This is a genomic window from Bartonella sp. CE47NXGY (assembly GCF_042195415.1).
Classification (GTDB): domain Bacteria; phylum Pseudomonadota; class Alphaproteobacteria; order Rhizobiales; family Rhizobiaceae; genus Bartonella.
Genome location: NZ_JBHIOI010000001.1, coordinates 135,896 through 151,805 on the forward strand (window position 1 = coordinate 135,896; position 15,910 = coordinate 151,805).

General features: G+C 37.0%; 12 protein-coding genes. 1 reads left to right on the top strand and 11 read right to left on the bottom strand.

Annotation, left to right across the window (positions count from 1 at the left end; translation table 11 throughout):
* Positions 1–5 precede the first annotated feature (5 nt).
* The 8 genes from pepN to thiC form a co-directional block, all read right to left on the bottom strand.
* Positions 6–2,633 (bottom strand): aminopeptidase N, encoded by a 2,628-nt coding sequence (gene pepN, locus ACFIL3_RS00580; RefSeq protein WP_375681752.1) that lies wholly within the window; start codon positions 2,631–2,633, stop codon positions 6–8.
* A gap of 73 nt (positions 2,634–2,706) precedes the next feature.
* Positions 2,707–3,546 (bottom strand): uracil-DNA glycosylase family protein, encoded by an 840-nt coding sequence (locus ACFIL3_RS00585; protein WP_273791211.1) that lies wholly within the window; start codon positions 3,544–3,546, stop codon positions 2,707–2,709.
* Positions 3,547–3,990: 444 nt separating this feature from the next.
* Positions 3,991–4,749: a hydroxymethylpyrimidine/phosphomethylpyrimidine kinase gene (locus tag ACFIL3_RS00590; RefSeq protein ID WP_375681773.1), complete on the bottom strand. Its 759-nt coding sequence runs from the start codon at positions 4,747–4,749 to the stop codon at positions 3,991–3,993.
* Positions 4,740–5,345 (bottom strand): thiamine phosphate synthase, encoded by a 606-nt coding sequence (locus ACFIL3_RS00595; protein WP_375681753.1) that lies wholly within the window; start codon positions 5,343–5,345, stop codon positions 4,740–4,742. Before ACFIL3_RS00595 ends, ACFIL3_RS00590 begins: the two co-directional genes overlap by 10 nt.
* Entirely contained in the window at positions 5,342–6,115 is a 774-nt protein-coding gene (locus ACFIL3_RS00600) for a thiazole synthase (RefSeq protein WP_375611200.1), read from the bottom strand. Before ACFIL3_RS00600 ends, ACFIL3_RS00595 begins: the two co-directional genes overlap by 4 nt.
* Before the next feature lie 4 nt (positions 6,116–6,119).
* On the bottom strand, positions 6,120–6,317 hold the full coding sequence (gene thiS, locus ACFIL3_RS00605; RefSeq protein ID WP_273791115.1) for a sulfur carrier protein ThiS: 198 nt from the start codon (positions 6,315–6,317) through the stop codon (positions 6,120–6,122).
* Between the two features lie 3 nt (positions 6,318–6,320).
* Entirely contained in the window at positions 6,321–7,271 is a 951-nt protein-coding gene (locus ACFIL3_RS00610) for an FAD-dependent oxidoreductase (RefSeq protein ID WP_375611201.1), read from the bottom strand.
* Positions 7,268–9,103 carry a phosphomethylpyrimidine synthase ThiC gene (gene thiC / locus ACFIL3_RS00615; RefSeq protein WP_375681754.1) on the bottom strand — a complete coding sequence of 612 codons (1,836 nt, stop codon included), beginning with the start codon at positions 9,101–9,103 and terminating at the stop codon, positions 7,268–7,270. The genes ACFIL3_RS00610 and thiC overlap by 4 nt, the downstream gene beginning before the upstream one ends.
* A gap of 1,862 nt (positions 9,104–10,965) precedes the next feature.
* Here thiC and ACFIL3_RS00620 point away from each other — a divergent pair.
* On the top strand, positions 10,966–11,940 hold the full coding sequence (locus ACFIL3_RS00620) for a tail fiber protein (RefSeq protein WP_375611203.1): 975 nt from the start codon (positions 10,966–10,968) through the stop codon (positions 11,938–11,940).
* A 1,123-nt stretch (positions 11,941–13,063) separates the two neighbouring features.
* Here ACFIL3_RS00620 and ACFIL3_RS00625 read toward each other — a convergent pair.
* From ACFIL3_RS00625 to ACFIL3_RS00635, 3 genes are read right to left on the bottom strand one after another with little or no spacing between them, the layout of a single operon-like run.
* Positions 13,064–13,897 (bottom strand): heme ABC transporter ATP-binding protein, encoded by an 834-nt coding sequence (locus ACFIL3_RS00625; protein ID WP_375681755.1) that lies wholly within the window; start codon positions 13,895–13,897, stop codon positions 13,064–13,066.
* Entirely contained in the window at positions 13,894–14,991 is a 1,098-nt protein-coding gene (locus tag ACFIL3_RS00630; RefSeq protein WP_375638085.1) for a FecCD family ABC transporter permease, read from the bottom strand. The genes ACFIL3_RS00625 and ACFIL3_RS00630 overlap by 4 nt, the downstream gene beginning before the upstream one ends.
* 5 nt (positions 14,992–14,996) lie before the next feature.
* On the bottom strand, positions 14,997–15,899 hold the full coding sequence (locus ACFIL3_RS00635; RefSeq protein WP_375612957.1) for a hemin ABC transporter substrate-binding protein: 903 nt from the start codon (positions 15,897–15,899) through the stop codon (positions 14,997–14,999).
* Positions 15,900–15,910 lie beyond the last annotated feature (11 nt).

Here is a 15,910-nt window from a genome sequence, read left to right on the forward strand (position 1 = left end):
TTGTTTCAAGTAAGCAGACGGTTGATGATATCAGCAACATCGCTTGATAATTTTGGCGCAGCAGCAATCATTTTTAATTCAGTTTCAAGTTTTTGTTGTCGAATAGGTTCTAATTGTCGCCAAGAGCGCATCATTGTTAATAATCGTGAAGCAAGCTGTGGATTTTTTTTGTCAATTTCCAAAATAACTTGGCAAAGAAAATGATAAGATGCTCCATCCATCCTGTTAAAGCCCGTGAGATTGTTAGAGGCAAAAACACCGATTAGAGAACGTACACGATTAGGATTATCTTGTGAAAACAGCGGATGTTGCATGAGCTTTTGAACATTCTCGAGTGTTGATGTGCCAGCAACCATTGCTTGAATAGAAAACCATTTATCCATGACCAAAGGGTCATTCTGATAGCTGTTTTCAAAATCATTTAAGGCATTTTGTGCCTGCTCATTTTCATTAAAACGCTTCACGAGAACAGCGATACTCGCCATACGGTCAGTCATATTATCAGCTGTTGCATACTGTATAGCAGCTCGATTTGGATTGGCTTCAGCAATGGAAAGGTAATCCAGTATGATATTCTTTAATGCTCGCTTTCCAGCTTGTGCAGTGTTTGGTGAATAGGGCTCTTGGGTTTGCATTTGTCCATAGAGTTTTGTTAAGAGCTCTTGATGAGTTTGTGCAAGTGAAACTAAAAACTGATTGCGGACATAATGAATACGATCTGGGTCAATATTTTTACCGATTGTATGAGCAAGCTCAACTTCACTAGGTAAATTTAAACAGAAGGCACGAAATTCAGGCTCTAAGGTTTCATCTGTTATGATCGTTTCAATCAGCTTTAGCAAAGCAGAAGGGAGTGTTGCTTTTTCTTGTGTTTTATCTTGAATGCTTTGAATCAAAGCTTGCGTCATTAAATGATTAAGAGATTGCCAGCGATTGATGTGATTGTCATCATGTTGTGCAAGAAAAATAAGTTCTCTTTCATTGAATGGAGTGTGTAGAATGATTGGTGCTGAAAAGTCTCGCAGCAGTGATAAAACGGGTTTTTCACGCAGTCCCTTTAATGTAAAGGTTTGGCTTTCCTTGGATAAAAGCATAACATCTGATTGAATATTTGTATCTGCTTCATAGGTGAGGTTTTCTCCGTTAGGTCCTAACAAGCTAAATACGATAGGGATAAGCATAGGCTTTTTTGTATTTTGTTGTGGGGTTGCGGGAATATGTTGCTTTGCATGAATTGTTAAAACACCATCGCTATAATGACTATCGATTTCTACATTGGGTGTTCCTGCCTGTTCATACCATAGCATGAATTGGGAGAAGTCTTGACCAGACACTTCAGCAAAACAGGTAATAAAATCTTCAATTGTACAAGCTTGTCCATCATGACGTTGAAAATAAAGATCAGTGCCTTTACGAAAAAGAGTAGGACCTAAAATAGTCCGTATCATGCGAACAACTTCAGCACCTTTTTCATAAACAGTTGTTGTGTAAAAATTATTAATTTGGCTATATTGACGAGGACGCACAGGATGCGCAAGAGGTCCTGCATCTTCTGCAAATTGCGTCGCTTTTAATGCTTTTACATTTTCAATTCGCTGTAGGCTGCGTACATTTTGATCTGATGAAAATTCCTGATCACGATAAACAGTGAATCCTTCTTTTAAACAGAGTTGAAACCAATCGCGACAGGTAACACGATTACCGCTCCAATTATGAAAATATTCATGTGCAATGACACGTTCAACATTTCTATAATCCTGATCGGTTGCTGTTTCAGGATCGACAAGAACATATTTATCATTAAAAACGTTAAGGCCTTTGTTTTCCATTGCTCCCATATTAAAGTCGGAAACAGCAACAATATTGAAAACATCAAGATCATATTCGCGCCCAAAACATTGTTCATCCCAACGCATGGAACGTTTAAGAGCATCCATTGCATAGGTTGCGCGTTCGGTTTTTCCTTTTTCTACATAGATACCAAGCTTGATACGTCGTCCAGATACAGTTGTAAAATGGTCTTCTAACTTATCAAGATCTCCACCTACTAAAGCAAAGAGATAAGATGGTTTGGGATAAGGATCTTCCCAAATGGCAAAATGGCGATTATTTTCTAAAGTTCCTGTTTCCACCAGATTACCATTTGAAAGCAAGATTGGGATTGTTTGGGTATCTGCTTCAATTTTCACTCTATAGGTAGAAAGAACATCTGGGCGGTCGTAAAAATAAGTAATACGACGAAAACCTTCCGATTCGCATTGTGAGCAATAAACACCATTTGAAAGATAAAGCCCCATAAGTTGGCGGTTGCTTTCAGGATTCAGTTCCGTAACCAATTTCAATGTAAAAGGAACCGTTGGTGGCGTTGTAATTTCTAAACGTGAAGGCGTCACTTTATAAGTGTTTGGGGCTAATATCTCATCATTAATAGAAACGGAAATTAAAGTAAGATCATCACCAGAAAGAACAAGAGGTGTTAATTCTTTTGTATCGTGACGGGATTCAATAGACAATATGGCTGTAACATAGGTTTTTGTCGGTGCTAATTGGAAAGAAAGTTGTGTTTTAGGGATAACGTAAGGGGTTGGTTGGTAGTCTTCCAAACGATAAATAGATGTTATTGGCTGTTTCATAGTTTTTTCCCATTTGTATTTTAAGAGTTAAAGAAGGGTGTGTTAATTTTAGAAGCAATATAGGATTAAAGAATTACAAAAGGCTGTCGAGGCGATTTTTTACTTCTAAGAAGTCTATCCATGTAAGCTTCTTTTGACTAGGGGTTCTAAGAAGGTAAGCTGGGTGGAAAGTTGGCATAACAGGTATTTTTATATTATCCTCGCTTTCATAGATATGCCATTTCCCTCTTGTTCGGATAATCCCATTTTGAGATCCAGTAAGAAACTGTGCAGCAACGCCTCCCAGTGCTATAAGAACACGAGGACGCGCTAAATAAATGTGCCGTTCAATAAAAGGGCGGCACAAGGCAACTTCTCTTGGTGTTGGTGTACGATTTCCTGGCGGACGCCAAGGAATAGTGTTGGCAATGTAAACATTATTTCTTGTTAAGCCAATTGATGCGAGGATTTTATTAAGCAACATCCCGGCTTTTCCCACAAAAGGAATTCCTTGTATATCCTCGTCTCGTCCTGGTGCTTCGCCTATAAGCATCAGGGGGCTTCCTGCTGTTCCATCTGAAAAACAGGTATTTTTTGCTGTCAATTTTAATGAACAGCCATTAAATGCAAGGAGAGCAGATTTTAATTCATCAAGTGTCTTTGCACTTTTTGCACTCTCTATAGCTGTGGATTCATTTTGTATAGTCCTAGAGTTATGCAGCTGATGATGATCTAATTTTACGGTTGGAGATGTTTTGGGAGATGCTTGTTGATTATGAGAAATGTTCACGACAGATATTAATTTTCTCTCTGAACAAGCAGACTGCTTAAAACGATCAATAGGGAAATCCGTCAGAACGGCATCCGCACCACTTTCTTTATAAAAGTTTAAGAGTTCTTCATAGGAAATTGAGCATGGTGTTTGATTTAACATTTTATTTTTTCTAATGATCTAGCGATTATAGATCAAACAAAATTATCCTTCAAGTTTTATTAAATGTATTCGCTAGCCATTAATGTATAAGAACGCTGATAGGATTCTCTCTTTTCACAAAAAAGGCAAATCGTAAAATGCGAATGTTCGCGATTATATACATCTTTAAATGTACAATTTGTTTAAATTGCGCTATTTCAAATTTTTAAACAGACTAAACTCACTCATACTAAAAGAATTTTTTACTGAATGCAAGTGGTGTGATAATATTTTTTATCATTATATTCTATATTTAATACTTAATGAAAGTGAATTTTGTAGTATTTTATTTATAGGATTAATTATAAATTTTATATTATTATATTTTTTTAATAACTTTTATTAAAAAATAAATATATTAATGAATATATAAATATTACTTTTATATGAGAAAATACTAAGACGTTATAAACTATTTTTACAATGGGTTAAAAGCAATGTGTGGATATATGCTTTTGCTTTTTTTACAGCTGAAATGAGAGGTTCATTTAATGCTAAATGCGCTGCAATAGCGCTTGAGAGAATGCAACCTGTTCCTCGCATTGTTCCTTTTAAACGTGGAGTAGAGATATTTATGACTTCAGTTTTGTCAATGAAGCTATCAATTGCAAGAGGCCCCTCTGCATGTCCCCCTTTTACTAAAATAGAGCGAGCTCCCAATGACAAAAGTTTTTTTGCTTGTTGTATTGCTTGCTTATCATGAGATGCCAATGGACTGTGGCTAAGAAGAGCGAGTTCTTCTCTATTCGGTGTTAAAAGATCAACATGAGGAAGCAGTTTATCGATCATCGTGTCGATGATTGTTTCCGTTATTAGTTTTCCTCCTGATGAAGCGACAAGTACAGGGTCCCAAATAACTGGAACATGGGGATAGTCTTTGAGTACGTTACAGATTGCTGCTATAATTGCTTTTGTCCCCGTCATACCGATTTTTATTGCGCTTATTGGATTTGCTTCTAGGGCAGCACGCATTTGCGCAGCGACGAGGTCCCCACGCATTGGAATGATTTCGACAACGCGATTATCATCTTGTACGTTAACACAAGTAATTGCTAAATTTGCTTTTATTTGAAAATGTGCAGAGGTTTCTATATCACGAACAATACCAGCACCTCCTGTTGGATCAGTGCCCGCAACAATAAGAATAGAAGGTATCAACGCCATGTTTGTGTCACTTTTATCCACTGCTGTACACGCTCTTCTGGTTTTTTATGGAGGATAATATCAGTCACAACAGCAGCACTATTTGCTCCTGCTTTTAAAACACCCACTGCGCGTTCTGGTGTTAAACCACCAATACCCACCAAAGGTAAAGCACCAATCCGCTTTCTCCATTGTTTGATTTTTTCTAGTCCTTGCGGCATCCATTTCATTTTTTTTAAGATTGTCGGATAAATAGGACCAAGTGCAATATACTCAGGATTAGCAGAGAGTGCGGTATCCAATTCATGTTCATCATGTGTACTAAGACCAACTTTTATACCACTTTTACGAATTGCGTGAAGATCAGCATTGCTTAGGTCTTCTTGTCCCAGATGAATAAAATTACACTTTTCATCAATTGCTATTTCCCAATGATCATTAATAATTAATTGTGCTCCCAATTTATTGCATATGTTTTTTGCACGCTTAATATGTTGACGGATTATTTGTTGATTTTCATGTTTCATACGCAATTGTACGAGCTTGATACCAAGAGGAAGCAAACGTTCAATCCAATCAGCGTTATCAACGATGAGGTAAAATGGATCCAGTTTCATGAAAATACCGCTTTTCCAATGATTGGTGTTGAAGGGACTGCTACATTGCGTGCTTCGATCATGCCAGCTTTATATCCCATACGTCCTGCTTGAACAGCTTTAGAAAATGCTTCAGCCATCAAAACAGGATCAGCTGCTTTAGCAACTGCGGTATTAAGAAGGACCGCATCATAACCCAGTTCCATCGCAATGGCGGCATGTGATGGGCGTCCAATGCCGGCATCAATAACAAGAGTAGCATCAGGAAGGTAAGCACGGATAGAACGCAATCCATCAGTATTATGAGGTCCTTTGGCAGAACCAATAGGAGCACACCAAGGCATAATAACACGGCAACCAATGTCAAAAAGTTTTTCAGCAACAATGAGATCATCCGTTGTATAGGCAAAAATTTTGAAACCTTCATTGTTTAAAATTTGAGCTGCTTCGATTAAGGAAAAAATATTTGGCTGTAAGGTGTCTGAATTACCGATAATTTCGAGTTTAATCCAAGCTGTTTTAAAAAGATCTCTTGCTAATTGGGCTGTGGTTACGGCCTCTTTAACAGTATAACAACCAGCAGTATTAGGAAGCACTGTTACCCCAAGTTCTTGAAGAAATTTCCAAAATTGTCCACCTTGTTTTCCACCTGCAGTTTCACGGCGCAAGGAAACAGTTACAATTTCCGTATTCGATTTATGAATAGCATCACGAAGGATTGCTGGTGAAGGATATTGCGCTGTACCTAATAGAAGACGGGAAGAGAATTGTCGTCCATAAAGATTCAGCATAATTTTAGCCTCCTTGCATTGGGCTTAAAATTTCAATTTTATCTCCTTCATGCAAGACAAATTGGCTTCGTGCATCTATGGGAACAACTTCAGCGTTAACAGCAGTTGCAAGCCAATTTCCTTCATACCCCAATTCTTCAAGCAAGAGACCGAGAGTCATAACTTCTGTTTGGACTGTTTCACCATTAACAAATATTTGCATGTTTTATTCCAATGCCAATTCCATTGCTCGTTTTGCCATTTCTGGAGACAACAGAAAACCATGTCTATAAAATCCATTAATAGAAATAAAGTTACCATCTTTATGCACAGAAGGGAAGTTATTAGGATAACATGGACGAACACCAACGCCAGATTCAATAATTTCTGCTTCAGCAAAAGCAGGATGTAAAGTATAAGCCGCGTTGAGCAGTTCCATCATTGATCTTACAGAGATTGCACCATCAAAGTCACTTTCAATCATCGTTGCACCAATCATAAAAATATTATCTTGTCGAGGTACAATGTAGAGAGGAAACCGTGGATGAAGAAGACGAATTGGACGCGAAATTTTAATATCGGTGCAGCGCACGAGAAGCATTTCACCGCGTACGCCCCGTATATTTTTATCTTTTCCTAAACGTGCTATTCCTGTCGCATCAATAACAATATCAAATTTTTTTTCAGCCTTCTCTACATCAACAAAACAGGCTCCATTGTTGAGCAGCTTTTCTTTTAAAGCCATAAGTGCTTTGCGAGGATCAATATGGGCTTCATTTTCATAAAAGAGTGCACAGTTAAAACGTTCAGCAAGATCTGGTTCAAGATGAGCTATTTCTGTATTATCTACGGTTTTGTGATTATGCGTACGTACAGAAAATCGTTCGAGCTCTCCTCTATCTCGTGTAGGTGCAACCACTAAAGTGCCTTTTTGTATGACAAGGTTGGGGAGCGTTTTACGCCACCATTGTATAGCTTGTACACCAAGATCTTCAACAATTTGTTCTGCACTTTCCCTTTCACAGTAAGGTGCGAGCATTCCTCCTGCATACCAACTAGCACTTCCTATAGGTGAATGAGGGGGGGCTGATACAGTAACAGAAGCACCTTTTTGCTGTAACATAAAGGCAGCTGTTAAGCCGCCTACACCTGCACCTTTGATAAGAATGTTCTTCAACTATTTACTTTCTTTTTTTGAGGAGGAACAATTTCCATATAAAGGTCACCATTTTTCTGATATTTTTCGGCCATGGCGATCATACCTTCCCCTTTTGTTTTTCTTATTGCAGCTGCCTCACGAATATCATGGGAAATACGCATAGAACAGAATTTTGGTCCACACATGGAACAAAAATGCACTAATTTATGGGCTTCTTTAGGCATTGTCTCATCATGAAAGGCACAGGCTGTTTCTGGATCAAGAGAAAGGTTAAATTGATCGTGCCATCTAAAATCAAATCGTGCACGCGAAAGAGCATTATCGCGCAATTGTGCTCTAGGTAAACCTTTAGCAAGGTCAGCGGCATGAGCAGCAATTTTATAAGTGATCACACCAGTTTTTACGTCATTCCTATCGGGCAGTCCTAGATGTTCTTTAGGTGTTACATAACACAACATAGCAGTTCCAAACCATCCAATCATAGCGGCACCAATTGCTGATGTAATATGGTCATAACCAGGAGCAATGTCCGTTGTAAGAGGTCCCAAAGTATAAAAAGGCGCCTCATGACAAAGATCTAATTGTTGCTCCATATTTTCTTTAATTTTGTGCATTGGGACATGCCCAGGACCTTCAATCATAACCTGTACATCTTTTTTCCAAGCAATTTTTGTCAATTCTCCCAAAGTTTTAAGCTCTGCAAATTGGGCCTCATCATTGGCATCGGCAATAGAGCCAGGGCGTAATCCATCCCCCAATGAAAGAGAGATGTCATACGTGCGTGCAATATCACAAATTTCATCAAAATGTTCATAGAGAAAGCTTTCTTTGTGATGATGGAGACACCATTTTGCCATAATAGAACCGCCTCGTGAAACAATACCTGTTACACGATCAATGGTCATAGGAATAAATGGTAATCTTAATCCTGCGTGAATGGTAAAATAATCAACACCTTGCTCTGCTTGCTCAATAAGGGTATCACGGAAAATATCCCATGTTAAGTTTTCGGCAATACCCTGTACTTTTTCGAGTGCTTGATACAGAGGAACAGTCCCGATGGGCACAGGAGAATTTCGAATAATCCACTCACGAATATTATGAATATTTCGACCTGTTGAGAGATCCATAACTGTATCTGCTCCCCAGCGAATGGCCCAAACCATTTTATCAACTTCTTCTTCCATAGATGAAGTTACTGCTGAATTGCCAATATTAGCATTAATTTTAACACGAAAATTACGCCCAATAATCATGGGTTCGCACTCTGGATGATTAATGTTTTGTGGAATAATGGCGCGTCCACAAGCAATTTCATTGCGCACAAATTCCGCAGTATAAATTTCTGGTATTGATCCAGCAAATGTTTCATTTGATGGTACATTCTGCCGTTCTTCTACTGCTAATCCTTCATTTTCTCGTATAGCCACATATTCCATTTCGGCGGTAATAATACCTGCGCGTGCGTAAGCCATTTGTGTAATTGCTTTGCCATTTTTTGCTCGTAAAATAGAACGTTTTTGCTTAAAGGCTGGTGTAAGGTTTTTATCAGAAGTCAATCCATTATCTTCAGGTTTAACTAATCGTGCAGGATAAGTTTCAGTATCATCCCGCTTAGAGAGCCAAGGCAAGCTAATTGCTGGCAGGCCTTTTGTAATATCAATGATCCTATCTTTATCTGTGTAGGGGCCAGAAGTATCGTAGACGTTTAAAGGTTTTTCACCACTGCCATCAGCCAGTGAAATTTCACGCAATGGTACGCGCACATCAGAAAAGAGAAGGCTCTGTTGATAAATTTTGCGTGAAGCGGGAAAGGGGCTACAACTGATTGATGGAGTATTTTTCTGCACAAACTTTTTCCTTATAGACACGGAGTTCAAAAATAGGTTGCGATGTTAATGGAGTTACGATGTTAATGGAGATGTATTCAAATTATCAATCACGAGCATTCAGATGAATAGGGATAGTATTGCTTTGTAGCAAAGAAAACCCAATACAGCTCAAGAAAAGTTATTTTGAAAAACTGATACAATATCTATTCTAATATTTGCATGCCTCCTCCCACTTGAAGTATTTTTGTTAATACGAATATGGTTGGCTTAAATATCTATATTGTCAATCATAAAAATATATTTTAAACGATTTTGGTGTGTTTTTAAGAGTGAAAATAGATATTATGAAGTGATAAACTATGATATTGAAGCTTTTATAAACCAGAATAAAGTTAAAAACGGATTATCAGGGAAAAGTAGATAGTTTATGGCTTTGATTGAGATTTTTTTCATATTAAAATAATAACTCAGAATACCATAAGATCCTCTCATCATATATCTTTTCGTATAAAAACACTTCCTTGCACGTCATAAGTGGGAGCGTATGGGGCAAAGCACTTGAAGAAAGGAAGCCAAATGTCATTTAATGAACATTCTAAGAGTGAGGCTGTCAAAACGTGGGAGCCAACAAAATGTATGATGGATTCCACTTGTATCTTCAAAAGCTTAAAGCTGATGATCTATAATGGCTTGCTATTGTATCATTGACGTGCGCTGTCGTAAAATGAAAGGAGTATATTTTGAACAATATTTCTTAAAAAGTGCGTAATATGCAATATCATTATATTTTGTTTGGGGCATTCTATTCTTCATGAGGGGGATGTTCCCATTAAGAATGCGATAAATAAAAGCGAGAAACAATACCTAATCTTTATTATAAAAATAATATTGCCTTGAATTAAGAAGAACACCAATAATTGCAAGATGTTGTTTAGAATGATTTATTGTTCTTGCAAAAAAAATATACATATAATAATATATAGAGGAGGATGTGCTAAGTGTGGGAGGGGAAAAGTTGGTTATGGGGCGTTTAATAAACAAGGATATTGTTCATAAAAATTGGGGGAGGGGCTGGGTTATGCTTTTTAGTTTTTTCCGGATCGAATACAACCTTCAAATTTTGTGAAGGTGTGTGATATTTAATATTTCAAAGTATTTTATTTCCAGTTTAATGAAAGTGTGGAGCAAATGTCCATATTGAATATATTCTCTGTGATACATTTAGATTGAACAAAAGCTTATTCAAAAAAACATTGGTGCTAATCTTGTGACACAATTTCAGAAATCAATTGAATAAAATAGAACAAAGTATTTGCATGTGAATAAAAACATAATGAAGCATGCAAAAAATTTGAAGCTAATTTTTAAAGTTTTAATACAAATGATAGCCAAAAGATAGAATTTCTTTGTTTAAAATATATGGTATAAAATATCGAAGAGATAGATTTAAACTATTGAAAAAAAATAAAAAAAGATAATGTTTAAGTCAGAAACTTTCTATGTGGATGATAAGTTATTACATTCAGTAATGGTTATATGAAATCCATAATAAGAAAAATTTTGGAAGTATTTATAAATTTTGCAACAAGATGCAAGATTGAAAAAATAATTATATAACAACAGCAAAGCAACAAAACAAGATATTAAGTAACATCAGATGAGGTGGTTACATTATACATTAGAAGAGAAAGCATTAATACTAATGTTATGAAAAGCGTCTGGTGAATTTAGGTTATAAAATTGGAAGGAGTGAAGAGAGATAAAATGCGTAAATAAGGATGGTGCAGTGGTTATGATGTACCAATAAACAACGGCAGCACATTTTAGTGCACAGAACGAGAAGTTGTTAGAAAAACTATGAAAATAATGGGGGATTTAAAATGTCTAATATCTATGATTGGTCTCTAAAGGCTGATGAAAATGCTTATTCAGATAGTATCATTAATTGGGCAGAAGGACAGCCGCCTAGTTCTGTTAATGATAGTGCAAGGGCGATGATGCAGCGCGTGCGCGAATATCTTGCAGATAATGGTGGATCTATTAATTCAAGCTTTATAGTAAATTTGGAAGATAAAACAACATTAATTACCTTAAAGACAGTTTCGCCTATAAAGAAATACAACAATGATATCGTCATACGTTTTAAAGCTTGTGGTGTAAATATTGGCGTGACAACAATAACTGTTAATAATATAGGAGAAAAGCTTATCTATAAAGCCACTGATACGGGGGTTATACCATTAGAAGGTGGAGAATTTCAAACAGATGGCATTTATGAAATGGTATACAATAATGGTGTTTTAATAAAAGAGCATGAGGGTTGGTATTTATTAAACCCTACACCACCAAAGATAGAAAGTTTCCCCTCTGGATTTATTGCAACATTTGCTATGCAAAATGTGCCAAATGGTTGGCTTTTATGTGATGGTAAGGCCTATAAGCGTGAAGATTATCCGCAGTTATTCGAGGCAATAGGTGATAAATGGGGAAAAGACAGCAATAAAACTTTTAAAGTTCCTGATTTTAGAGGCATGTTTTTACGCGGCTTTGATAATGGTCGGGGTTTAGATGGTGGTAGAAAGTTTGCAGATGAACAACAAGATAGCATAAAATCACATACGCATATTGGGAGTATTGAAAACGCAGGCGAGCATGCGCATAATTTTGAGTATCAAGGGGTAGGATGGCCCGTTGGTGATATTGGGAGACTCCCGAATCATTATACTTATAATGCAACCCTGAAAGGGAGAACAGCTTCTGCTGGTGCACATACACACAAGGTAACTCTTTCCCATACGGGTGAGGCAGAAACGCGCCCTGTTAATACAACCGTTGTCTATGCTATAAAATCATGAGTATGTTTAAGTAATAATAATCTATACACCTTGATAATTTTGTTAACGCGGAGCAATTCCGCGTTATTTTCTATACATATGAAAAGGAAATCTATATTGTTAATAGAATACTTGAGAGCGTCAAAAAACAAATTTAAAATGATTGAAAGAAAGAGTTAAGGATATAATTTATTTTATAATTATATGATAACATAGGGAAAATGTTTAAAAATCATTTAAACTGTGCCGTGAAGAGATCTGGAGATATATTTTTTCATAAGGTGTTTTGATAGGGGAAGGTAATAAAATTATTCAACCTGAGGCATAAAAAAGTACAATATTTTTAGCGTTTTTTGTGCAAAAATAGCATACCCCTGTATGAGTTAATTCATCTTATAAATATATTTCTCACCTTGTTGTCGATTTCATTTCTTTGCATTGCCATGGTAGGAGGCTTTATCTGTAAATGATAGTTCCCCTTTGAGTGGAATCATCATTATGCTTATGAAGCAGAAGACAAACGCTATTTCTATACTCTCTCCTCATCCCTATATTCCGCATTGTTTTTGCATTAGGGGGCTTACAAAAAGCGTTATTGAGTTTATTTTAAAGTTTTTATTCAATAGGTTAATTCTTTGTGATATGCCAATAAACAATTTTTTAATAGAGAGAGAAAAGTAAAAATATCATTGTAAATCAATATTTATTTATACAAATAAGCTAAAGTATATGTATTATAAAGAAAACATTACCATTAAAGCTACAAATAAATCTTTTATGCAGGGGAGAAAGGTACTTGATTTCTATATGGTCCTTAGAAGATATAATAATACATCCGTTATTATAACAAAGGCATTTGTACGCATTTCTTGAATCATTTTTATAAAGATAAAAGTGATAGTAAAGAGTAGGAAAACGCATATTTATGTTGTATAAATTCGTATTATCTAACAGTTTGATAGCAAAACAAAACTTCACATGTTTTTAGTTACGTAAAATCTTGAAAGATTTTAAACTGGTAGTTTTTTCCAAAAATATCTTTAGGGTGCTTGGTCTTCTTTTTTAATGATAGATGACAAAAAGGAGTTCATATAAAAATAAAAAAGATTCTTGAATATTTGCGTGTTTTATTTTGCTATGGACTTTAGTTTTTAGATTGAAGCCGATAGCCTAGAGATCTAATTTCATAGGGGGATGTCGTTTGAGGGAGTATAAAAGGGATATCTTCTTTAGGTAATTCAGAAACGTTTAAAGAACAATGATAAACATCGCGGAGATTTTGTGTTGTCAACACATTAGTTGCATTTCCTTCGCAATAAATCTCACCTTCCTTGAGCAAGATCATGTTATCTGCATAATGTGCCGCGAGATTGAGGTCATGAAGAACAGCAAGAACGCCGCCACCAGAATGAGCAAATTGTTTAGCAATATCCATAACGATGATTTGATGTTGAATATCGAGGCTAGCAATAGGTTCATCTAATATCATCCAGCGAGGAATCCCATTATGAACAGGTTTCCAGACTTGGCAAAGTACACGGGCAAGTTGTACTCTAGCTTGTTCTCCACCTGATAATTGGTGATAATACAGGTTGCCATAATCAGAAAGGTCAACGCACTCTAAAGCTTTCTGGATAAGATTTTGCAATTCGGCTTTGGCAATGCTAAATTGGTTTACAGAAAGGCCAAGCCCTACAACTTCATGGACTAAGAATGGAAATACGAGCGTTGTTGATTGTGGTAGTACAGCCCGCATTTTTGCCATTACATGAGTTTTTGTTTGGCATACATTATAACCATTTAAGGTTATTTTTCCACTATAAGGAATTTCACCACTCAGAGCTTTGATAAAAGTACTTTTTCCTGATCCATTAGGACCAATAATAATGGTAAAAGCACCACTTTTAGCTTGAAGATTAATGTGTTTAAGAATCTGCTTCTTTCCGCGCTGAACACAAATATTTGTCGCTTCAATCATGAAAAGTCTGTTCCTCGTTTGCATATAAGGATCCATAGAAAGAAAGGTGCACCAAAAAGCGCTGTTACAATCCCAATCGGCAATTCTGCGGGGGCAACAATTAAGCGTGCAAACATATCAGCAAAAATAAGTAATGCTGCTCCCAAGAGAGCAGAGCAAGGAATGAGATAGCGATGATCAGGACCTATGAGTTGACGTAAAATATGAGGAACAATAATACCAATAAAACCAATACCACCACTGACAGCAACAGCACTACCGCACATAAGAGCAACAAGGGGAATAGCAATATTTTTGACGCGTTGAATATGGAAACCAATATGGCCAGCAACAGCTTCTCCAAGAGCAAGGGCATTAAGTGCTCGTGATAAAAAGGGAGAGAAAAGAAGACCAATAACGATAAAAGGGAGAACAAGCCATACTTTCAACCATGTAGCGCCCGCAAGAGAGCCCAGACTCCAAAAAGTGATATCACGCAGTTGTTGGTCATTTGCGACAAAAATCAATGTTCCGACAACTGCACTGCTTAATGCACCAAGAGCAATACCAGCAAGCAGCATGGTTGCAATAGAGGTAAAGCTGTTATGCGTTGCTATTATGTAGAGAATAATCGTTGATAAAAGTCCACCAAAAAAAGCACCTATGATAACTTTATAAGGCTCTAGAAAAGGTGCAAAAGAAACAGGAAAAGCAATGCCGACAACAATTGCTAAGACTGCTCCAAGTCCAGCACCTGCTGATACACCTACAATTCCGGGATCTGCAAGAGGATTACGAAAAAGCCCTTGCATAAGAACACCGGAGACAGCTAAGGCTGCTCCAATCAATAATCCCAAGATAACACGGGGAAGCCTTATGTCGATGAGCACGAGGTAATCACGCGTTTTACTACTTACCGAAAAATCTTGTGTAAGTATCACATGGAGGAGATCAACGAAAGAAACCTTTGCTGCACCATTCAAGAGCCCACCAAAAATACTGAAAATAAGGAATATTATTAAGCTTAATAATAAAATCTTCCCCTGCTTTGAACGGTTTATTTTTTTACCTTCTTTTTCTTTAGGTAAATGCATCTTGGATGTACCGTCTACCATTTTTATCAGCTCTTACCGTTTTGATGTGCACCATAAAGTATCTCAATAAGCTCTCTTGATGCGTCTGCAGTACGTGGACCAAATCCCAAAAAATACATAGCATCCATCTGTTTTATGGCATGATTTTTCGCTGCAGTTGTTGCTTGAATTGCCGGTATGGCTAAAATCTTATCAATGCTGGTTGATCTTGCACCATGTTTTACAAGCAAAATAACATCAGGATCTGATTTCAATAATGCTTCGCCATTGAGAAGTTTATATCCTTTATAATCGGTGATAGCATTGATAGCACCTGAAAGTTTGATCATACTATCAGCTGCAGTACCTGTTCCAGATGCCATGACGCGTCCATTTTGCACAGAGAAAACAAAAAGGACACGCTTTGGTGTTGTTACTTTCGCCAAAAGCGCATCGTTGTCTAAAAAATTACGCTTCAATTTCTCAATTAACGCCGCGGCTTGCACTTCCCGATGAATGGCTTGACCAACGAGGCGAATCTTTTCTATCACATTTTCACGGGAGTAGTCTTCTGGTATGATCACCAGAGGTATTGATGTTTTTTTGAGAATATCAATTGTTGAAGCGGGACCACTTCCTTCAACAAGCAATATACCCTCTGGAGCAAGTGATAAAACCCCCTCAGGTGAAAGAGCACGCATATATCCAAGCACAGGAAGCTTGAGCGCTTCTTGTGGGTAGACGCTTGTACTATCACGGGCGACAAGTTGATCTTGGGCTCCCAATGCATAGACAATTTCTGTAAGTGCTCCGCCGATAGAAACAATTCGAGCATTTTCAGGAAAACGCGTTGCAGGTTCAGCAATTACTTGTTTAGAAAAACAAGTAAGAGAGAGCAGTAAACACGTAAGAAAAAGGTTTGATAACCTATGTAAAAGAGATATGAACATGTCTAACCTTA